The 22,237-nt window shown below is 64.3% G+C and carries 9 protein-coding genes and 1 riboswitch; of the genes, 6 read left to right on the forward strand and 3 right to left on the reverse strand.

The features are described from left to right. The first annotated feature begins 74 nt into the window (after nucleotides 1-74). From gspE to HX839_RS16445, 4 genes are all read left to right on the forward strand, one after another. On the forward strand, nucleotides 75-1,493 hold the full coding sequence (gene gspE, locus HX839_RS16430; protein WP_008432561.1) for a type II secretion system ATPase GspE: 1,419 nt from the start codon (nucleotides 75-77) through the stop codon (nucleotides 1,491-1,493). Beyond that, nucleotides 1,493-2,704 (forward strand): type II secretion system inner membrane protein GspF, encoded by a 1,212-nt coding sequence (gene gspF / locus HX839_RS16435; RefSeq protein WP_003210470.1) that lies wholly within the window; start codon nucleotides 1,493-1,495, stop codon nucleotides 2,702-2,704. Before gspE ends, gspF begins: the two co-directional genes overlap by 1 nt. 483 nt (nucleotides 2,705-3,187) lie before the next feature. After that, the gene (locus tag HX839_RS16440; protein WP_003210472.1) at nucleotides 3,188-4,351 is read left to right on the forward strand and encodes a substrate-binding domain-containing protein; all 1,164 of its coding nucleotides are present in this window, start codon (nucleotides 3,188-3,190) and stop codon (nucleotides 4,349-4,351) included. Nucleotides 4,352-4,552: 201 nt separating this feature from the next. Beyond that, a complete protein-coding gene (locus HX839_RS16445) occupies nucleotides 4,553-17,116 on the forward strand; it encodes a filamentous hemagglutinin family protein (protein ID WP_177067343.1) in 12,564 nt (4,187 codons plus the stop codon). A 292-nt stretch (nucleotides 17,117-17,408) separates the two neighbouring features. Here HX839_RS16445 and HX839_RS16450 read toward each other — a convergent pair whose 3' ends face one another. From HX839_RS16450 to HX839_RS16460, 3 genes are read right to left on the reverse strand one after another with little or no spacing between them, the layout of a single operon-like run. Beyond that, nucleotides 17,409-18,329: an ABC transporter substrate-binding protein gene (locus HX839_RS16450; RefSeq protein ID WP_177067344.1), complete on the reverse strand. Its 921-nt coding sequence runs from the start codon at nucleotides 18,327-18,329 to the stop codon at nucleotides 17,409-17,411. Then, a complete protein-coding gene (locus tag HX839_RS16455; protein ID WP_218173633.1) occupies nucleotides 18,326-18,670 on the reverse strand; it encodes a ferredoxin in 345 nt (114 codons plus the stop codon). Before HX839_RS16455 ends, HX839_RS16450 begins: the two co-directional genes overlap by 4 nt. After that, a complete protein-coding gene (locus tag HX839_RS16460; RefSeq protein WP_177067345.1) occupies nucleotides 18,670-20,604 on the reverse strand; it encodes a TonB-dependent siderophore receptor in 1,935 nt (644 codons plus the stop codon). Before HX839_RS16460 ends, HX839_RS16455 begins: the two co-directional genes overlap by 1 nt. A 93-nt stretch (nucleotides 20,605-20,697) precedes the next feature. Beyond that, a riboswitch (cobalamin riboswitch) is annotated at nucleotides 20,698-20,905 on the reverse strand. A gap of 101 nt (nucleotides 20,906-21,006) precedes the next feature. Here HX839_RS16460 and lexA point away from each other — a divergent pair. Together lexA and imuA are read left to right on the forward strand one after the other, a co-directional pair. Further along, complete coding sequence (gene lexA / locus HX839_RS16465; protein ID WP_003210482.1) at nucleotides 21,007-21,624, forward strand: transcriptional repressor LexA; 618 nt, start codon at nucleotides 21,007-21,009, stop codon at nucleotides 21,622-21,624. Continuing rightward, on the forward strand, nucleotides 21,624-22,235 hold the full coding sequence (imuA, locus tag HX839_RS16470; RefSeq protein WP_008432576.1) for a translesion DNA synthesis-associated protein ImuA: 612 nt from the start codon (nucleotides 21,624-21,626) through the stop codon (nucleotides 22,233-22,235). The genes lexA and imuA overlap by 1 nt, the downstream gene beginning before the upstream one ends. The last annotated feature ends 2 nt before the right edge of the window (nucleotides 22,236-22,237 follow it).

Below are 22,237 nucleotides of genomic sequence, written 5' to 3' on the forward strand. Positions count from 1 at the left end.
GCTGTAAGAGCGGAACCAATACAAGCCGTAACCGAAGGAATGGATATGTACTCAACCAAACGAAGCCCAAAAGCATGAGCCTCCTGCCCTACGCCTGGGCCAAATCCCAACGTATCCTCCTTCACCCGGGAACCCAGGGCCCGACGCTGACCATCTGCCCCTCGACCCCCGGCTGGTCCATCAGCGAGGTCTACCGCCAGTTCGGCCAAACCCACCTGATCCAGGTGCGCGACGACGAACTCGACGGCCTCCTGGCCACTGCCTACGCCGACACCGGCAGCGCCGCCGCCGTCGTGGGCGCCGCCGAAAACGAAGTCGATCTCGACCGCCTCATGCAAGACATCCCCGAAATCACCGACCTGCTCGACACCCAGGACGGCGCCCCGGTGATCCGCATGATCAACGCCTTGCTCACCCAAGCCGCCCGCGACGAAGCCAGCGACATCCACATCGAACCCTACGAAACCCACTCCGTGGTGCGCTACCGCGTCGACGGCACGCTGCGTGACGTGGTGTCCCCGCGCAAGGCCCTGCACGGCGCCCTGGTCTCACGCATCAAGATCATGGCCCAACTCGATATCGCCGAAAAACGCCTGCCCCAGGACGGCCGCATCGCCCTGCGCGTGGCCGGTCGCCCCATCGATATCCGCGTCTCCACCGTGCCCACCGGCCATGGCGAGCGCGTAGTGATGCGCCTGCTGGACAAACAAGCCGGCCGCCTGCAACTGGAAACCCTCGGCATGGACCCCGCCGTCCTGGCCAAACTCGACACCCTGATCCGCCAACCCCACGGCATCGTGCTGGTCACCGGCCCCACCGGCAGCGGCAAGACCACCAGCCTCTACGCCGCCCTGGCCCGGCTGGATGCGAGCACCAGCAATATCCTGACCGTCGAAGACCCGGTGGAATACGACCTGCCGGGCATCAGCCAGATCCAGGTCAACGCCAAGATCGACATGACCTTCGCCCTGGCCCTGCGGGCAATCCTGCGCCAGGATCCGGACATCATCATGATCGGCGAAATCCGCGACCTGGAGACCGCACAAATTGCCGTCCAGGCCTCGCTCACGGGCCATCTGGTGCTCGCCACCCTGCACACCAACGACGCCGTCTCGGCGGTCAACCGCTTGATCGACATGGGCGTCGAACCGTTCCTGCTGGCCTCGTCACTGCTCGGCGTATTGGCCCAGCGCCTGGTGCGTCGGCTGTGCCCGCACTGCAAGCAGGAAGACCCGGCCGCGCCCGGCACCTGGCGGCCTGTCGGGTGCGCGCAGTGCAACCAGATCGGTTACAGCGGGCGCACCGGTATCCATGAATTGTTCTGCATCGACGACGAGCTGCGCGGGCTGATCCACCAGGGCGCCGGCGAGCAGGCCTTGAAGGCCGCCGCACGCCGCGCCGGCATGTTCAGCATGCGTGAGGATGGCGAACGCTGGGTACGCAGCGGCGCCACCGCCCCCGAAGAAATCCTGCGCGTAACACGGGACGCCTGATGAACCGATACCGCTACGAAGCCGCCGACGCCAGCGGCAAGCTGGAGTCCGGGCACCTTGAGGCAGACAGCCAGAGCGGCGCCTTTGCCCACCTGCGCAGCCGTGGCCTGACGGCCTTGCGGGTGCAGGTCGAGAACAACAGCGAGCGTGCCGGCGGTGGCAGCCGGTTCAGCGCCAAGCTCTCGGACAATGACCTGGCCTGGGCCACGCGCCAGCTGGCGAGCCTGCTCGGTGCGAGCTTGCCACTGGAGGCCGCGTTGAGCGCCACGGTGGAGCAAGCCGAGAAAAAACACATCGCCCAGACCTTGAGCGCGGTGCGCGCCGATGTGCGCAGCGGCATGCGCCTGGCCGATGCGTTGGCCGCGCGGCCCCGGGACTTTCCGTCGATCTATCGGGCGCTGATCGCGGCGGGGGAGGAGTCCGGCGACCTGGCCCAGGTCATGGAGCGCCTCGCCGACTACATCGAGGAGCGCAATAACCTGCGGGGCAAGATCCTCACGGCGTTTATCTACCCGGGCGTGGTGGGGCTGGTGTCCATCGGCATTGTGATTTTCCTGCTCAGCTACGTGGTGCCGCAGGTGGTCAGTGCGTTTTCCCAGGCCCGCCAGGACCTGCCGGGGCTGACGTTGGCGATGCTCAATGCGAGTGACTTTATCCGCGCCTGGGGCTGGCTGTGTTTTGCCGGGATCGTGGGTGGTTTCTGGAGCTGGCGCCTGTACCTGCGCAACCCCGTGGCGCGGTTGAGCTGGCACAGCCGGGTGTTGCGCTTGCCGTTGATCGGGCGTTTTGTACTGGGCCTCAACACCGCGCGGTTTGCCTCGACCCTGGCGATTCTCGGCGGGGCGGGCGTGCCGTTGTTGCGCGCCCTGGAAGCGGCGCGCCAGACCTTGTCCAACGACCGCCTGAGCCAGTGTGTCAGCGACGCGACGGCCAAGGTGCGCGAGGGCGTCAACCTGGCTCCTGCGCTGGCGGTGGAAAAGGTCTTTCCGCCCGTGCTGATCCACCTGATCGCCAGCGGCGAAAAAACCGGCTCGCTGCCGCCGATGCTCGAACGCGCGGCGCAAACCCTGTCGCGGGATATCGAGCGTCGGGCGATGGGCATGACGGCGTTGCTTGAACCACTGATGATCGTGGTGATGGGCGCCGTTGTGCTGGTCATCGTCATGGCCGTGCTGCTGCCGATCATCGAAATCAATCAACTGGTGACCTGACTGCTGACGAAACACGATCAAAAATGTGGGAGCGGGCTTGCTCGCGAAAGCGGTGTGTCAATCAACACATGTCGCGCCTGATCCACCGCTTTCGCGAGCAAGCCCGCTCCCACATTTGAATCGCGTTTCTTCAAGACTATTTTCGCGCGCCCGATACGCGGGTCCCAACCTCGGGTTCCTCATTCTGTCATCTGTCCAACCCCACCACACGGCCCGTAACGCCTCCAGCCCGGTCCTCGAAATCCGCGCTGAAACCTCGCTGTCACCTCACCCCCAAACCGCTCAAAAGTGTGACCAAAACACCCGAGAATCTTTTTAAAAATCAAGCCGTTCCTCCCGAGGTTTTTTCCTTTAGCTGTCATCGGATGCTGCGAAATTTCATACCCATGGCCTCACCCCTGGGTACCCCCCGGAACACAGCCCGGGACCGAAGCCATAGCGTCATCTACCCCAACGTACAAACACGACGAAAGGAGCTTCTTCATGTTTAAGCGCAACGTTCTCGCGGTATCCATGACCCTCGCTGCACTGTGCTCGGCCCAGGCTGCCATGGCAGACATCAACGGCGGCGGCGCCACCCTGCCACAACCGCTGTACCAGACCTCCGGCGTATTGACCGCCGGTTTCGCCCCGTACATCGGCGTGGGCAGCGGCAAGGGCAAACTGGCGTTCCTGAACAACGACTACAGCCAGTTCGGCACCGGCACCAAGAACGTTCACTGGGCGGGCAGCGACTCGAAGCTGACCTCGACTGAACTGTCCACCTACGCCTCCACCAAACAAGCGACCTGGGGCAAGCTGATTCAAGTGCCTTCGGTCGCCACTTCGGTTGCCATTCCATTCAACAAGGCCGGTACCAACGCAGTTGACCTGAGCGTTGATCAACTGTGCGGCGTGTTCTCGGGCCGCATCACCACCTGGAACCAACTCCCGGCTACCGGTCGCACCGGTAACATCGTGGTGGTTTACCGTAACGAAGCCAGTGGCACCACCGAGCTGTTCACCCGTTTCCTGGCGGCCAAGTGCGTCAATGAGTCCAAGAAATTTGTGGTCACCACCAACTTCGCGGACAGCTTCGGCGTGCCACCAGGCGCCGTACCTGCCGTGACCAGCCAAGGCGTGATGACCGCGCTGAACGCCGGTGATGGTCGCATCACCTACATGAGCCCGGACTATGCCGCGCCTACCTTGGCTGGCCTGGATGACGCCACCAAAGTGGCCAAGGTCGCCGGTGTTTCTCCAGCCCCTGATAACGTTTCCGCCGCCATCGCTGCTGTGCCCGTACCGGCTGCTGCCAACGTCGCCAACCAGAACGCCTGGGTACCGGTGTTTGCTGCCGCCGCCGATGCCAACGATCCAAGCGTCGTGCCTTACCCAAGCAGCGGTTATCCGATCCTGGGCTTCACCAACCTGATCTTCAGCCAGTGCTACGCCGACGCCACCCAGACCTCGCAAGTGCGTGCATTCTTCACCCGTCACTTCGGTGCCAGCGCCTTGAACAGCAACGACAACGCGATCAAGGCCAACCGCTTCGTGCCACTGCCAGCTGCCTGGAAAGCCGCGATCACCAGCAACTTCGTTACCGCAACCAGCGCGCTGAGCATCGGCAAGTCTGATGTCTGCAACGCCATCGGTCGTCCGCTGTAACCCACGCTTTTACCGACCGGCAACACCCGATCAGCAACGGCCTGTGCCGTTGCTGATTTTTGCGTTTGCGGCTCGGCTATCAGCCTTACATGAACTTTCCATGACAGAAGTTCAGTCCCGCCCCTCGCCAACCGCCTAACTCCCATACGTGACGCACGTCGCCAGTTCCCCATGGGCAAAAACAAAGAAGGAAGCTTCCTGATGGTCCGCTGCAAACCACCGGTCAACCTGAATGCCCAAGGCCCTGGCGGCCAGACGATCCTGCGCCTCAAACCCCTGGCCCAGGCGATTGCCTTGTTCATGGTGGCAGGCAGCGCCCACGCGGCGACAGCGTTCAGCTCCGGCTGGTTTGCCGACAAGGGTGCCTCCCAGGCGGCGACAGCGGCCCGCCTCAACGGGACGCAGGTGCCGGGGATTCCGTCGTTGAATCAGCAGGCGCGGGCGAACCAGCAGTTGTCACGTTCCATCAGCACGCTCAACAACAGTGTCGCGGCGATTGCGGCCCAGCAGGCCGCCCAGGCCGCTGGCCGGCAAGCGGCGCTCGGCCAGGTCTCAACGATTCCCGACGGCCTCGGCAAGGGCGGCTTGCAGGTGGACAACAGCCTGACCCAGGGCTGGACCAACGCCAAGGGCCCGACCCAGAGCCAGTCCGGTGGCAAGACCACGGTGACCATCGAGCAGACCGCCGACAAGGCGATCCTCAACTGGGAAACCTTCAACGTCGGACGCAACACCACGGTCGATTTCCAGCAGCAATCGAATTGGGCCGTGCTCAACCGTGTCAACGACCCCAACGCGCGCCCCAGCGAAATCCAGGGCCAGATCAACGCCCCTGGCACAGTGATGATCATGAACCGCAACGGGGTGATCTTCAGCGGCAGCAGCCAGGTCAATGTGCGCAACCTGGTGGCGGCCGCCGCCACCATCACCGATGACCAATTCACCCAACGCGGGATCTATGTGGATGCCAACGGCACCCAGCCGACTTTCACCGACGCGGCGGGCAAGGTCGAGGTGCAGCGCGGCGCGTTGATCCAGACTCACAACCCGGCCACCTCTACCGACGCCGGTGGCTACGCCTTGCTGCTCGGCTCGGAGGTCGAGAACGCCGGCAGCATCATCACCGCCAGGGGCCAGGCCACCCTGGCCGCCGGCGACAGTTTTTATATCCGCAAGGGCGTCGGCACCACGGGCAACGACCGCTCCACCACCCGTGGCAATGAAGTGGCCACCAGCCTCAAGGCCGGCAGCACGTCGGGCAAGGTCAGCAACAGCGGCCTGATCATGGCGTCGACCGGCGACATCACCCTCACCGGGCACCAGGTGCAGCAGAACGGCGTGGCCCTGGCCAGCACCTCGGTGGATACCCGCGGCACGATTCACTTGCTCAACGCCGCCAGCGACACCAGCGCCAGCGTGACCCTGGGCGAGGGCAGTACCACGGCGATCCTGCTGGACGCCAGCGGCAGCACCGCCCTCAACAGCCAGAAGGACAACGGCCTGATCAAGCTCGACGGCTTGCCTGCCAACCTGATCACCGGCCAGTTCAACAACCTCAGCGCGGTGGCCGACCGCACCGACCAGTCGCGGATCGAGATCGTCAGCGGCGGCACTGTGGATTTGCGCAAAGGCTCGATCACCCTGGCCACCGGCGGCCAGGTGGCGGTCAGTGCCGGCCAGCGCAGCCTGGTGCGTGACGGCGCGATGATCGACGTGGCCGGCGCGATTGGCGTCAAGGTGGCGATGGAAGCCAACAACATCAAGATCAACGTGCAGGGCAACGAACAGCGCGACGCGCCCGCCAACCGTGACGGCGGGCAATTGATCAACAACGATGTATGGGTCGACCTGCGGGACCTGGTGTTCGTCCCGGCCGGCACCAACGGCTATGCGACGGACCGCTGGTACACCGCCGGCGGGCTGCTGGAAGTCGGCGGTTACCTGGGCACCCAGGGCCACTCGGTCGGCGAGTGGATGGCCCAGGGCGGCACTGTGACGTTCACCGGCAAGGACGTGGTGACCCAGCAGGGCGCCCAGGTCAATCTGTCGGGCGGCACCGTCGATGTGCAGGCCGGCTACATCCGCCAGACCTGGCTCAAGGGGCCTGACGGCCAGCTCTATGAGCTGTCGAAAGCCCCCGGGGACATTCTCTACGCGGGGATCTACAAGGGCTTTGAAGACACCAGCGTCCGCTGGGACCGCAGCGATTTCTATTACAACCCGCTGGTGGCCCAGCAAAGCCGCTACGAGGCGGGCTACACCGTGGGCCGCGACGCCGGCAAGCTGGTGGTGGGCACCACCAACGCGGTGCTGGAAGGCCAGTTGATCAGCGATGTATTCCAGGGCGATCGCCAGACCCAGGCACCGAATATCAACCTTGATGGTTATCAGCAGTCACAGCAGGCCATGGCCCAGCGGGCGCAGTTGATCATTGGCCAGTACACGCCGGTGTACAACAAGGCCACCGGCACCTTGCGCTACGCCTTGACCCCGACCATCGACCAGGTGCTGATCGAGAGCAGCACGCAAAAAATCGCCGACGGCCTGGACCTGGCCACTGCGCTGCCGACCGAACGCCAGGGCAAACTGGTGCTCGACAGTGACCAGCTCAAGGGCTACCGATTGGGCGCGATCAAGGTCGGCGCAAAGCAGCAGATTGACGTCAATGGCGCACTCAAGGTGGCTGACGGCGGCGACATCACCCTGTTCGGCCCCGTGGTTTCAGTCAATGCCAACCTCACGGCCCACGGCGGCAGCATCAACGCGGGCAACCTGCTGAATCAGGTCGACCTCAATCGCTCCAATGTCGTTGGCGATGTGATTCTGCCGGGCATCGGCCGGCTCGATGTGGCCGCCGGAGTCAAGCTGGACAGTTCCGGGCGCTGGAATAATCTGGCGCTGGACCCTTCGGCCACTGACGGGGTGGCGTATATCAACGGTGGCAAGGTGTCGTTGCGCAGCTCCGGCGACGTGAACCTCGCGGCGGGCAGCCTGGTGGAAACGTCGTCCGGGGCGACCATCGGCCTGGATGGCAAAGTCCGGGGCGGCAAGGGCGGCGACGTGACCGTGGGCGCACTGGGGGCTTTGGACCTGGGCGCCGAGATTCGCGGCTATGGCGTCAGCGCAGGCGGCACCCTGACCTTGCAGGCCAACAAGGTGCAGATCGGCCAGAGCCCGCAGGCGCCGGATGCCAAGACCTTGCAGTTGGCCGGGGATTTTTTCAACAAGGGTTTTTCGGCCTATGACATTACCGGCAACGAAGGATTGCTGGTCGCCGATGGTACTCAGGTGGATGTGAACGTGCCGGCCTACCGGCTCTCGGAGCAGGCCGCCACGACGCCGGGTGGCGGCGATGCGGCCAGCGTGATGGAGCGCTGGACCCCGCCGCTTTACCAGGAAGACGCGAGCAAGGGCGTACTCGGCCAACGCCGTGGCGCCAGCCTGACCCTTTCCGCCGGCCACCTGGAGTCGCCTGCCGAGCAACTGCCGACAACCGCGCTGGTGGTCGGCAAGGGCGCGGTGATCAGCGTCGACCCGGGCAAGTCGATCAACCTGCGCAGCATCGGCCAACTGACGGTCGACGGCACGCTCAATGCCTGGGGTGGCAGCGTCAACCTGAACGGCCTGACCACGCGCGCGTTCGAGCCGGCCAACGCGGTTGGCCACGGCCGCTCCATCTGGTTGGGTGAAAATGCACTGATCGATGTCGCCGCCCGGGCCGCGACCGCCGTGGACAATCGCGGGAGCCAATACGGGTTGGTCCGTGACGGCGGCACGATCAGCATCGGCGGCGAGATCAACCTGAGCACCGGCACGGTCACTGCCAGCGACCTGTTTGTGGTGGTACGCGAGGGCGCCCGGCTGGACGCGTCGGGCACGCAAGCGGTGTTGGATGTGCCGGGGCAGGGCGCAACCCGGGTGGCCAGCAATGGCGGCAGCATCAGCCTGGCGTCCAACAATGGCTTGTACCTGGACGGCAGTCTGGTGGCCCGGGCCGGCGGTGCCGGCGCAGCGGGCGGCAGCCTGAACGTAGCGCTGGACAGCCCGTATTACACCAAGAGCAGTGTCACGGATCGCGTGCTGAAGGTGCGTGAACTGGTGCTCGGCCAGACCCATCAGGCTCACCCGCTCGCCGGCACCGCCGCCGACGCGGCCGACAGCCTGGAATACGGCCACGCTCGCCTGGGCGTCGACCAGGTCAGTGCGGGCGGCTTCGACAACCTGGCATTGATGAGCAACGGCCTGTTGAGTTTCGACGGCGATGTGTCCTTGAACATGGGCCAGAGCCTGCGCCTGTACAGCGGTGCCTTCAACCTCAGTGAGGGCGCGGCAGCCAATGCCCGGGTGAATCTGTCGGCACCGTCTCTGCTGCTGTCCGGCATGGATTCGCCGGCCCGGGAGTTCTACGTGAACCCGGTGTCGGTGTTGCCGTTACCCTCGCTGCGCGCCACCGAGGCGCAGTTCAATGCCAGCGGCAGCTTGATCGATGTGCGCGGCAGCGTGTTGTTTGGCAGCAAGGGCAAACTGCGCCAGGCCGACGACAGCCTGGTCGGTCTTGAGCGTCGCGGCTTTGATCAGGTCAACCTGACCAGCCAGGGCGATCTGCGCTTCCTGGCGGGTGCGAACCCGGACGGCGTGGCCTTGAGGGTCAGCACCCAGTTATTGACCCAGGGCGACATGACCTTGAGGGCGGCGCAGTTGTATCCGGCCACGGAGGTCGGTGCGCGGGTCATTGCCGGCTACCTGAGCGAATTCAACAGCCTCAACATCACGTTCGACCCGCTGCGCACCCTGACCATTGGCCGTACCGGCAACACGGATGCCGCGGTGCCTTACTCGGCATTCGGGCGCCTGCAACTGGGCGCCGCGACGGTGCGGCAGGGCGGTGTGGTGCGGGTGCCCCTGGGGTTGATCGATATCGGCAGCATGGGCAGCAGCCAGGTGCAATTGCTGCCGGGCAGCGTGACGTCGGTGAGCGGCAAGGGCCTGGTGCTGCCGTATGGCGGCACCCTGGACGGGCAGGTCTATAAGTACAACGGCAAGACCGTGACGTTTGTCGGCCAGGGCGGGCTGGTCAACCAGGACGCGGAACTCAGCGTCGGGGTGATTCTCGGCGGCCAGTCGGTGCAGGTGCAGCCTGAGGCTACCCTGGACCTGTCGGGCGGCGGCGAATTGCTGGGGGCCGGTTTCGTTTCCGGGCGCGGAGGCTCTACGGATGCGCGCTACAGCCCACTGGTGCAGTTTGGTGCCAATGGCGGTTTTGTGTTGCCGGGCCTGGGCACCAACCCGATTTACGCCATCGTGCCCGGGGTGCAGCCTGGCTCGGCGCCGGTGGCACCGGAGAAGGGCGCAGTCGATCCGTTGGTGGGCCAGCAGGTCACCATCGGCGCAGGAGTGCCGGGGCTGCCGGCGGGCACTTATACCCTGATGCCGTCCACCTACGCCTTGATGCCCGGCGCTTTCCGCGTCGAGATCAACGGCCTGGCCGGGCTCGGCAGTGATGCCGCCACCCAGCGCATGCGCAATGGCTCCTGGTCCACCGCCGGGCGCTTGTCCATCGCCAACACCGGGATCGGCAACAGCGTTGCCAGCCAGTTGATTCTGACCTCGGCCGATACCTTGCGTCGCTATTCCCAATACAACGAAACCAGCTACGCCCAGTTCGCCATGGCCGACGCTGCGAAACAGGGTGTGCCACGCCCGATGCTCGCTGTCGACGCCAAGACCCTGAAACTGGCCTTGCGGCCGGGGGGCGGCGCTGATGCGTTTTCGTTCCAGGGCATAGGCCGTTTTGAGGCCGCGGCGGGTGGCTATGGCGGCGCGGTGGCGGTAATTGATCCAGGCAAACTGGGTATTGAAGTCGTCGCGGCGGGCAGTTCCGCAACCAGCGGTTTTTCCGGTATTACCTTCAACGATGAGAGCCTCAACGCCTTGGGAGCCTCGCGTTTGATGGTGGGGGGGATGACGGCAGTTACGTATGGCCAGTCCGGGAATTACATCGTCCTGGCTGGCGGTACGAGTCGGGCCAACAGCACCGTCACGCTTCGGGAAGGTGTGACGCTCGCAGCGCCGGAAGTCTTTTTGTTGAGTGACACCAACGCGATCGTCCTGGAGCAGGGCGCATCCATCAACACCATCGGCCGTGGCAAAGCCAGCTACGACGCTCGTGACGGTTTTATCTACAAAGTCACCAATATGCTGGCGGCGTCCAACGGCTTGCTCAATGTCATTGCATTCAATACGACGGTTCCCAGCGGCGGGATCAGCATCGGTGTGTGTGACACGGGCCTGTGCAGCGGGCAAACCGGGCTGTACTCCGAAGGCAGCATCGTGGCATTGACCAACAATACCTTCCAGTTGGGCGACCAGGTGCGCTACGGCACCCGTCACCTCAACCTGGGGGTCAACACCATTAACCTCGGCAGCGCCCAAGCCCTGGCCGCGGCCGCTGCGGCCAATCAGTTGCCGGCCGGCCTGACACTCACCCAGGCGCTTCTTGATCGCCTGCTCAAAGGTGATTCACAGTTCGGTGCGCCGGCGCTGGAAACCCTGCAGCTCTCGGCGCGGGACAGTTTCAACTTCTACGGCAGTACCTCCCTGGACACCTATGACCCACTGACGGGTAAATCGCGGCTGAGCAACCTGATGCTTTCCACTCCGGCGATCTACGGTGCCGGTGGCGCTGGCGACGTGGCCAACATTCATACCGCCAACCTGATCTGGCAGGGCGCGACCACCCCACCGGGCTCGGTGATCGCCGGCGGGGCGGGTACTGGCAGCGGGCGCCTGGATATCAACGCCGAGCGTATTGAGTTCGGCTACGGCGCCTTTGCCCAGACCAACACCGTGAGCAGTTTCGATCGCCTGGCTTTGGGCTTTGCCAGCGTGAACCTCAATGCCAGCGAGCGCATTACCGCCAACCACAAGGGCAGCCTCTCGGTGTATCAGAGCCAGGGCGCCTATGACCCGGTGAAGGGCTTCCAGTACAGCGGCGGCGACCTGAATATCCTCACCCCACTGATGACCGGCGAAGCCGGTTCGGTGAACCGCATCACCGCAGGAGGGGCGATTGATATTGCAGCGTCCGCGGGGGCGCGTGGCAAGGCCGACGGCCAGGGCGCCGAACTGTCCCTGCAAGGCGACAGCATTCGCCTGGCCACGGCGGTAGTGCTGCCCAGCGGCAAAGTCAGCCTGGGCGCCCGGGGTGATGTGGTGCTGACGGATGCGGCGTTGATCGACGTGGCCGGTGGCGCCACTGTGTTCAACGATGTGACCCAGTACGGCGCGGGCGGCACGGTGCTGCTGGACAGCCGCAGCGGCAACATACTGCAGGCTGCCGGCTCGACCATCGACCTCTCGGCCAAAAACAACCAGGCCGGCAAACTGCGGGCGGTTGCGGTGGACGCGGCGGGCGGTATCGTCGACCTGCAAGGCACGATCCTCGCCGGCAGCAGTGGCTATTACGATGCGGGCGGGACCACGATGCCTTATGAGGCCGGTACCGTGGAAATCCAGGCCCAGCGCCTGGGCAGCAGCGGTTCACTGGACCAGCAGTTCGCCGACCTCAACCAGCGCCTGAATCAAGGCCAGGTGTTCGGCACACGCAGCTTCCAACTCAAGCAGGGCGACTTGACCATCGGCAATGGCCTCAAGGCCGGCACCGTCAACGTCTCCGTGGACAACGGCAGCCTGCGGGTCACCGGCCTGGTGGACGCCAGTGGCGAGCGCGTCGGCAGCATCAACCTGACCGGCAAGCACGGCCTGACGCTGGACGGCGGCGCGGTACTCGACGCCCATGGCAGCAAGCTGCGGGTGGACAGCTACGGCAAGATCATCGACTCGCCCAACCGGGCCATGGTGGTGCTCGGCTCCGGCACCGGTCAACTGACCCTGGCCGATGGCGCACGCATCGACCTGCGCCACGGCACCGAGGCGGTCCAGGGCAATGACGGGCGCAATCGCGGCACCCTGGAACTGAATGCACCACGGCTGATCAACGTCGATGGCACCAGCAACGACATCAACATCGATGCCCATGGCCGCCTGACGATCCAGGGCGCGCGCTCGATCACCCTCAACGGCATGATCAGTTACGACGATGCGCCACTGGTCACCGATCCGACGGCCAGCGGGCGGCCTTACCAACAGATCGACCAGGCCTACCTGGATGGCAAGCATGTGCTGAGCACGGCCTTTATCAACGGTGCATTGTTCAACCAGAACCTGCTGCAAAACAAACTCGCCGGGCTTAACAATGCAACCTACGCCAATGCCTTCCACCTGCGCCCGGGCGTGGAAATCGTCAGCAAGACCGCGGACGGTGACCTGGTGGTGCAGGGCGATCTGGACCTGTCCGGCTACCGTTACGCCAGCCTCAACCCCAACAGCCAGAAAACCTCGGTGTATGGCTCCGGTGAGTCGGGCAGCCTGACCCTGCGCGCCGGTGGCGACCTGAATATTTACGGCAGCATAAACGACGGTTTTGCACCGCCACCGCAGACCGTCGATGACAAGGGCTGGGTGTTGTTGCCGGGCATCGACTTTACCGGCGGCACGATCATCGTGCCGGGTAACGGCATCACCCTGGCGGACGGCACGACCTTCCCGGCGGGCACCGTGCTCAACTACGACCTGCCGATCAAGGCCGTGGGCGTGGCCGCCGGAACGCGCTTGCCGACCCGGGCGACGCTGAACCAGGACCTGACGCTGCCTGCCGGTACGGTACTGGCCGCAGCGGTGTTCGACAGCGCGGGCAATGTGCTGTTTGCCGCAGGCACGTTATTGAGCCAGGCACACACCCTGGCGGCCGGCTCACAGCTGGACGCCGGCAGCCTGCTGACCCAGGACACCCGGCTCGGGGCGCTGACCTGGCCCAAAGGGGTGCCGTTGCCGACGAACTACGAGGCGCTTAACCCGACGCAAAACCACGTGACCCTCAATGGCGACATACCGCTGCCGCGCGGCGCGTTGATTCCTTCCGGCACCAACGTCAAGTTGCCGGGCGGGGCTGAGTCGGTGGCGTTGCGCCCGGAAGTGGCGGGGCGCCAGGGCAAGCTGTGGGCCCTCTCGCCGATGCTGGCCGAAGGTTCGCAATCCTGGTCGCTGCGGTTGGTTGCAGGTGCAGACACCGAGGCGGCCGACAGCCGCATCCTGCAAGCCCATCCGCGCAGCGGCGACCTGCGTTTGGCTGACAGCCACTACGGCATGTTTGCCAAGGAGATGCCCGCCAAGGGCAAGTTGACCTGGACCGCCTTCGCGGTGGAGGACTTTGCGGCCAATGGGGTGGTGGTCAAGGAAGGCGACCCGATCGACCAAAAGATCCTCGATGATTTCGGGCTGGGTTCGATTGATGATTTCTGTGGGGGCAATCCGGCGTACTGCGCCGTGAAAGTTGGCTATGTCTGGACCGAATTCGGCGCCAAGGACCTGGCGGACAACGGGATTATCGTCACCGTCGGAACGCCGATCGAGCAAAGCATCCTGGACCAGTTCGGTATCCCTTCCATCGATGAGTTCTGTGCAAGCTCGCCCGCCTACTGCCAGGCCCAAAGCGGCAAAGAGTATGCGGCGACCCCCTCCAGCAGCCGTTTCAGTGTGATTCGCACCGGTACGGGCGACCTCGAACTGCTCAGCGCCGGCGACTTGAGCATGGACTCCCTGTACGGGGTCTACACCGCCGGTACATCGTCCACTGCAACCGGTGCCAGTGACCCCTACAACCAGCCCAAGGCGCTGAACAGCGCGAAGACGGTGCTGAACGATACCAACAGTTATTTTGAACAGTTCGTCAACGGCTCATCTGACAGCCTGTACCGTGCCTGGTACCCGGAGGCAGGGGGGAATTTGAGCGTGAACGTGGGGGGCAACCTGACGGGGAATATCCTGGGAGGCGTCTTCAACCCAAGTCGGCCCAACCCCTTGGATAACGGCATCGACTCCGCCGATGTGGCCAACTGGCTGTGGCGCCAGGGCAGCGGCACGGTGAACACCGGCGGGCAGGCGCAGCCGACGGCCTGGTGGATCAATTTCGGTAGCTATACCGCCAACGCCTCCAAGGCTGATGCGTTCGTCGGGTTTACCGGTTTCGGCACCCTCGGCGGCGGTGACGTGGATGTACAGGTAGGCGGGGATGCCGGTGTGCTTCGGCGCATGGACGGCAACCCAATGTCGGCCTCTGCCAACCCGCGCAGCCAGGGGCTGGTGCTGGCGGTCGGCAGTACCGGGCGGGTTGCCGGTGATGGCAGCCTGCAGTTGACGGGCGGTGGTGATCTGCGGGTGCGTATCGGTGGCGCCCTGAACCCTGGCAGCGTGGTTGATGTAAACGATCAGAACGGCCAGTTGGTGAATATCCGGGGCAATGTCCAACTGCAAAGTGCGACCACGGGCCGGATCGACCTGACCTACGGCAGCAACAGCTCTGAGCAGAGCCCGGGCGAAACCCGCGCATTCGATCCGTTCCAGGCGACCCGTGGCCGGGCAGTGGGGGGCATCACCCTGGTGCCGGGGGATGCCACATTCAACCTGACGACATTGGGTGACCTGGTGCTGCAGCAAGTGATTGACCCGGGCCGTGTCGTCCTGCTGAACAACTCATCGTTTACCCGTGGCGGGACGAGTGGGACCGGCGAAAGTTGGTTCTCGTTGTGGACCGGTCACACGGCAATCGACCTGTTTTCAGCGGGGGGCAACTTGACGCCATCTGTCTCCGCCGCAGCGTCCGACCTGGCAACCGTCTACCCATCGATCGTTCGAGCGACGGCGGCTGGCGGCAGTATTTATTACGGTAACGCCGTCCTGGGGTACCAAGCCGATACGAGTCCGATAAATGCCTTGGTGCTCGCCCCCGGTGCCAGCAGCCAGTTGCAATTCCTGGCCCATGACTCGATTTATGCGGGCGGTATGTTTGTCACGCCTTCCGGGGCCGACCCCAGCATCATGGCCACACCTTGGCGGCCGGCGTTCGTCGGGACCATTGATGGTCAGGTGGTTGCCGATGGCAACAATCTGTCGGAGAACGGTAGCTCGCCGGGTTCCCTTCCGCGGCCTCTGTTTGCCTTTGGCTCCGCCACGGCGTCGGCAGCCGCTTACGCGCCAACGGAACCGGCGCGGTTCTATGCCTTGACCGGCGATCTGGTGGGGGTCAGCAGCGGCCGGACCCTGACGTTCAATTCTTCCCCCTCGTTTTTGCATTCGGGGCAGACCTGGTACGAGGGCAACGGGCCGGTTTGGATGATGGCGGGGCGAGACATTGTCAGCAGTGGCAGCCGTTTTAATACGGCCCCTGGTGCGGTCAGCGAGCAGTCGACCGGCAACCTGTTCATCCACAACAACCCCACTGACATCTCCATCGTCTCCGCCGGGCGCGACATTCTGTACAGCAACTTCCAGGTTGCCGGTCCTGGCCTGCTGGAAGTGACGGCGGGCGGCAATATCCTGATGTCCGGGCGTGACCCGGCGAAGGGCGGCGAAGTCAGCATTACCAGCCTGGGCCCGGTGGTCGCGGGCGACAACCGCCCTGGCGCAGGCATCGTCATGCAAGCTGGCGTCGGTCCCAACGGCCCGGATTACCGACGCTTTGTCGAGGCCTACCTGGACCCGGCCAACCTCGTCCAGCCAGGCGAAGCCCTGTCGATCCAGGGCGGCAAGGTCGCCAAGACCTATGAGAACGAACTGGTCACCTGGCTCGCCGAGCGCTTCGGTTTCGTCGGCACCCGCGAGCAGGCCCACGCGGTTTACGCCGCACTGCCCGCTGAACAGCAACGGGTGTTCGCCCGTGATGTGTACTTCGCCGAACTCAAGGCTGCCGGCCGTGAGTACAACGCGGTGGGCGGTGTGCGCCAGGGCAGCTATGTACGGGGGCGTGCGGCGATTGCCGCGCTGTTCCCGGACAAGGACGTGGCCGGCAACCCGATCACCTACAAGGGCGATATCACGTTGTTCGGCGGCTCCGGTGTACACACCAATTTCGGTGGCTCGATCCAGATGCTCACCCCGGGCGGTGGGCAGACCTTCGGCATCGAAGGCGCGGCACCGCCGTCCACCGCCGGTGTGATCACCCAGGGCGCCGGCGATATCCAGCTGTATTCCATGGGCAGCATCCTGCTGGGCCAGAGCCGCATCATGACCACCTTCGGCGGCTCGATCATGGGCTGGTCCGGCGAGGGCGACATCAACGCCGGTCGCGGATCCAAGACCACCGTGGTGTACACGCCGCCCAAGCGTGTCTACGACAACTGGGGCAACGTGACCCTGTCGCCGGCGGTGCCGAGCACCGGGGCGGGGATTGCCACCTTGAACCCGATTCCCGAAGTGCCGGCCGGAGACATCGACCTGATCGCCCCGCTGGGCACCATCGATGCGGGTGAGGCGGGGATTCGGGTCTCGGGCAACATCAACATTGCCGCGTTGCGCGTCGTTAATGCCGCCAACATCCAGACCCAGGGCAAGTCGTCCGGGGTGCCGGTGTCGGCGGCGGTAAACACCGGGGCCATGACCTCGGCGAGCGCAGCCGGTGCGGCGGCGTCCCAGGCGGCGGAAGATGCCGCGCGCAGCCAGCAGGCGGCGGCCAAACAGGGCCGGGCGTCGATTGTCACGGTGGAAGTGTTGAGCTTTGGCAGCGAGCCAGTTGAGCGCAAGCCGGAGGACGGGCAGAAGACCTCGGGCTACAACCCCAACAGCCCGGTGCAGGTACTCGGCGCCGGACCGTTGAGTGACCAGGCGCGGGCGCGGTTGACGGATGAGGAGCGCCAGCAGATCAGCTTGTAGTTTTAGAAAAGGACCTCTCGTTGTATTTGGGGCGATCATTGATCGCCCCTTTTTTTCGTCTTGGGGCCCCGGCTTTCCCCGGTGGATGGTGGCGCGGTCGAGCCGGTAGTCACTGAGGCCGGGATGAGTGATATCTCGGCCACCAAGTGCGAGCTCTATCACCCTGATCTGTCAGGCCAGGAGCTGGAGGCGATTAAAAGTACGAAGCGCTCAGCATTGGAAACCTACAGCGTTTCACAACTTTGGTCGGTGGCATGGACTGAGTAAATTGGTCAGGCGCTTCGCTCGTGAATTATTCAGCCAGTTGTTTGAATTGCCTCGCCAACTCCAACACGACTCGGCCGCTATTCGCGGTGGGCACCAAATGGGTAAAGGGAATATCGATCATCCGGTTCTCCCGCACCGCCCGCAAACGCGACAGCACCGGGTCGGTGGTCAGCAACTGACGTTTGCGGCTGGCCGGTGACCACAGCGCATCCGCCAGCAAAATTACATCCGGATCACTCATCAGCAGGGTTTCGCTGCTCACGGTGACGCGGTATTGGTTGATCCCGGCAAATAAATTGCGCGCACCAGCAGCCACCACCAACGTGGTGACAAAACCACGCCGACCCTCGCTGTCCAACCCGTTGACCTCACTGTCCAGGTAAAACACCGACAGCGGTTTACCCTCACCAGCCAGCGCCTGGGCACTGGCCAGGTCGGCGTCCATGGCATCGCTCAGCGCCCGCGCCCGTGGCTGTTTATGCACCAGGGCGCCAAGGGTAAACAGGTCGTTGCGGATATGCCCGAAGTAATCCAGCGAATGACCGTCGCACGCCGACTCCAGCAAGTACGACGCCACTCCGTTGCCGGCCAGGCCGGTGCGTGAGGTGACGCCAGTGCCAAATGCGCTGGCGAATCCACCGACCACCAGATCCGGTTTCTGCGCATAGAGCACTTCGCTGGACGGGTACTTGGGCGCAATCACCGGCACGCCGAAATACTCGCCGTGTCGGTGGGCCACACCGTTGTCATCCAGATACGCCACGCCCACCAATGCGGGACCGACATCCAGCGCCAATAACAGGTCGGCCGCATGCTGGTTGAGGGCCACGATGCGCGAGGGCGGTGAGTGGGTGGCCGTCCAATCCTGGTTGCAGTTGCGATAACGGTCCGCCAGCGCCAACGATGGGCAGAGCAGGGCGCCCAACAGCAACCACAACGCTTTCATGAGCGCTCCTTGATCAGCAAATCCTCGACGACTTCGCCGCCCACCAGGTGCACTTCCACCAGCCGTTGCACGTCTGCGTTGCTGTGCACGCCGTACCAGCACGTGTCCGGGTACACCGTCACGATCGGCCCCAGGTTGCACGGGAACTGGCAGTGGGTGCGGGTCAACAGCACGCCGCCAGGTTTTTCGATGCGGTCGTGTGCCAGCAGGTGGCGGCGCAGGGTTTTCCATAATTGCAGCGCGCCACGCTGGGTGCAGCGCGGGCCTGTGCACAGGAACACGTGACGGGCGTGATCAGGCACATGGGACCAGTCCGGATGAGTTTCCACGGGCGTACTCATCAGAAGCGATACGTGTAGCGTACTTCGGAGGTGAGCGGCCGCCCGAGGTTGTCGACGTTGCTGGCGCGGCTGGTGACGTAATCGCGGTCGAACAGGTTCTCTACCAGCAGGCTCACGCGGTGTTGGTGGGCGTTGTCGAGGTAGCGATAGGCGTCGGCGTCGACCACGGTGTAGTTGCCGTACTCGACCTTTTTCGAGCTGACAATATCGCCGATGTAACGCACGGCAGTACCGACGCCCCACAGGCGGTCCACCGATTCATAGCCGACCCGCGAGCGGGCGAAGAAGCCCGGGATATCGTTGAGGGTGACACCCGCGCGGGACTCGGTGAGGTTGCGGGTCATGTCGGCCTGCACGCTCCATTGGTCATTGAGCTGCAGCTTGGCGTCGGCCTCGAAACCACGCATCTGGATCTGCCCCTGGCCGTTGACCCACTGGATATCGTCCAGGGTGATCAGGTCGGTGATCTTGCGCTTGAACAGCGTCACGCTGGCGCTGAAGTCCCGCGCCAGCAGGCTGCCCTTGTAGTCGATGCCCAGCTCGGCGTTGCGGCTCTTCTCCGGCTTGAGGTTGCGGTTGCCTTTCTCATCGTCTTCGTTGACGAACAGTTGCTCGGCATTCGGCAGTTTGTAGGCGGTGCCGTATTGGCCGCGCAGGGCCCAGTTGTCGTTGAGGTCGTAGAGCGAAGTGAGCATGCCGACAGTGGCGCTGTCGCCGCCGCTCATGGCTTCGTGGCGTACGCCGATGCTCGGGTGCCAGTTCGGCAGGGCTTCGATATTCGGGCGCAGTTGGGTGTACAGCGCGTGGGCCTGGGCCTTGTTGTCGTCGATGATCAATACATCGTCCTGGCCCTTGAACCACTGGTTATCGGACCCGAATACCAGCACGTGCTCGCCTGGCAGCACGGCCTTGCCTTCGGCCTGCACGCCCCAGTCGGTGAAGCCCCAGTAGTCGTTGTGGTTGATGGCCCGGGTGCCGCCGCTTTCGATATTGTTGATGCGGGTATAGCGCGTGTCCCAATCGTTGATATGGCCTTTGACGAAGTAGCTCAGGCGCTCGTTGAGGGTTTGCTCGAAGGTCGCCGTAGCGATTTGTTGTACGCGGTCGTTGGTGGTCTTGTGGTTGTCCACCGGCCGGGCGAAATCGAGGTTGGCGTCGGCGTACTGGTAAAACAGCTCAAGGCGCGTGTCATCGCCAAACGACTGGATCGCCTTGGTGCCGAAGGTGGTGACTTCGTAGGAGCGTTTCTTGTCGCTGACGTTTTTCATGTCGCGGTTGCGAAACGGCTGGTAGCCCTCGGAGACGTTGCGGCTGACGTAGGCCAGCAAGCCGAGGTCGCCAAAACCGTTGTTGAAGATCTTCTCGACCCGGGCATCGCCGGTGGTGCCGCCGAAGGTGTCTGCGCCCAGGTTCACCTCGCCGGACGCCTCGCGGGTTTGCGGGCTGCGGGTAACGATGTTGATCACCCCCGACACCGCCTGGGTGCCGAACAGCAGGCTCTGGCCCCCCTTGAGCACTTCGATGCGCTCGATGGCGTTGGCGGGCAGGGTGTCCAGGTACAGGCCACCGTACAGGCGGTTGTTCAGGCGTACTCCGTCCAGCAGGATCAGCGTGTCGTCGTTGCGCCCGCCCAGCAGGGAATAGGTGCCGTAGTCGAACGGGCCGTTCTTGGGGGCCACGTACAGGCCGGGGATGAACATCTGCATCACGCGCGACACATCGGCGGCGGGGCCGGCGCGTTCGATCTGTTCGCGGGTGACGATCTCGACCTTGCTGCCGTACTGGGCCATGTCGGCCACGGTGGTGGATTCCACCGACGGTGCGGAAATGATCTGCTGCTTGAGCTCAAGGGGAGGGTCGTCGGCCAGCAGCAGGGGGCTGAACAGGAAGCCGAGCAGCAGGCTGGGCACGGAAGTAGTGTAAGGTCGAATCATAGTCTTCTCGGAAAAGTATCTTTCGCGAAAAGCACGCACGAGTAGGCACCGAGCACACGCCAATACCGGCCCATGCCCGCCCACCGCAGGATTTTGCCAAACAGAATTCCAGGCCGGTCTCCGGGCTCACGCGTATGGACACCTTCACCTTCCCATGGCGCGCAGGCCACAGTGGTGTGTCGAAGGAATCACGCGTCTACCGTTGCGGGGGCAGCACCGGACTGGCTCGAAAAGAGCGGCACCGGTTTCCCGTTTCACCCCATGCACGGCGGCATGAGGCACCTGAAACAGGCCGGCATCTGAACATTCGAAAGACCGTTCGTCAACTTGGCGGGTACTTTTCCGGCGGTTGCCAGGGAAGCGACTGACGGATATTGCCAGAAAATTCCCACAGGAGTACAAATGTACTCCATGAAGAATCTAACGCCCCGCCGTACCGCCATCCTGACCTTTATCCGCGACCGTATCGCGCAGCAAGGCCAGTCTCCCAGCCTCGCCGAGATCGCCGAGGCGTTCGGCTTTGCCTCCCGCAGCGTGGCGCGCAAGCATGTGCTGGCGCTGACCGAGGGCGGCTTTATCGAGGTCAACCCGAACCAGGCTCGCGGCATCCGCCTGCTCAATCAACCGGCGCGGCCGGAGCTGCTGGATATTCCGGTGCTCGGCCGGGTGGCCGCCGGTTTGCCCATTGGCGCCGATGCCGAAGTGCACAACCGTCTATTGCTCGACCCGGGCATGTTCGCGAAAACCCCGGATTACCTGCTGCGGGTGCAGGGCGATTCGATGATCGAAGACGGCATCCTCGATGGCGACCTGGTGGGCGTACGCCGCAGTGCCGAGGCCTTGAACGGGCAGATCGTGGTAGCACGCCTGGACGGTGAAGTCACCATCAAACGTTTCGAACACGTGGGCGAGCGCGTGCGCCTGCTGCCGCGCAACCCCGCCTATCAACCCATCGTGGTGCGGCCCGATCAGGACCTGGCCATCGAAGGGGTGTTCTGCGGCCTGGTGAGGCAAGGCTGATGGGCGCCGTCGTTGCACTGGACTCGCTGTTCAATGGCGGCCGGGTCTGGAAAGGCCGGCCCGCCGCGCCGCCGGCCAGCGTCCATCCCACCGGGCTTGCGGCCCTGGATGCGGTGCTGCCCAGCGGTGGCTGGCCGGAAGCGGCGTTGAGCGAAATCCTCATGGCCAAGGAAGGCGTGGGCGAGTTGCAGCTGGTGTGGCCGACCCTGGCACGGTTGGCGGCGGCCGGTGAGCGCATCGTGCTGGTGGCGCCGCCCTACACGCCGTACCCCCACGCCTGGCAAAACGCCGGGGTGGATGTGCGCCAGCTGTCAGTGATCCAGGCCGATGAACGTGACGCCCTGTGGGCCGTGGAGCAATGCCTGCGTTCCGGCAGTTGTGGCGCGGTGCTGTGCTGGCCGCGCAAGGCCGATGACCGGGCCTTGCGCCGCTTGCAGGTGGCGGCGGAAACCGGCCAGACCCTGGCCTTTGCCTGGCGCTCCTTGAACGAGGCCATCAACCCGTCACCGGCCGCGTTGCGCCTGGCGGTTGAGGCGAGCCCTGCGCAAGTGCGGGTGCTCAAGTGCCGGGGTGGCCTGGCCCATCCCGCGCCCATTGCGCTTGGGCACTGAGG

Source organism: Pseudomonas sp. I8001 (assembly GCF_013385345.1).
Classification (GTDB): Bacteria; Pseudomonadota; Gammaproteobacteria; order Pseudomonadales; family Pseudomonadaceae; genus Aquipseudomonas.